1 protein-coding gene is annotated in these 439 nt (G+C 42.6%); it reads left to right on the top strand.

The window, feature by feature from the left end; genetic code table 11:
• Positions 1 to 439: M48 family metalloprotease (locus J7R13_RS09000; protein WP_208438321.1), on the top strand; the 439-nt coding region annotated here is incomplete at both ends.

Raw genomic sequence — 439 nt, 5'->3', positions numbered from 1 at the left:
CATAACCCTACGCAAAACAAGCAACAACTCGCGCAATTTTCCCGCAATCAAGAGCTAGAAGCTGATTCCCTTGCACTTGAAATGCTCCAACAAGCAGGATATGATCCATTTGCTTCACCACGCTTTCTTCAAACAATGGAAGCCTATAGTGCTTTGCGTAATATCTCCGGCCCCCAAAATGCCTCTCTAGATTTTCTAGCCTCTCACCCAACCACCCCTCAACGCATTCAGCTTGCGATAGAAAAAGCGCGTAAAATCAGTAAAGGGAATAGTAAAACAACCGATCGCGATTCTTTTCTCAAAAGCATTGATGGCATGATTTTTGGAGGAGGCTTTTATACAGGTTTTGTACGAGGCAACCAATTTATTCACCCACAATTGCGCATAGCTTTCTCTGTTCCAAACAATTTTACAATAGAACATTCAGCACACACTGTTT

It is taken from the genome of Bartonella taylorii 8TBB, assembly GCF_902825155.1.
GTDB lineage: Bacteria > Pseudomonadota > Alphaproteobacteria > Rhizobiales > Rhizobiaceae > Bartonella > Bartonella taylorii_A.
The sequence above is the reverse complement of the archived record's forward strand: the minus strand, read 5'-3'. Positions and strand labels throughout refer to the sequence as shown.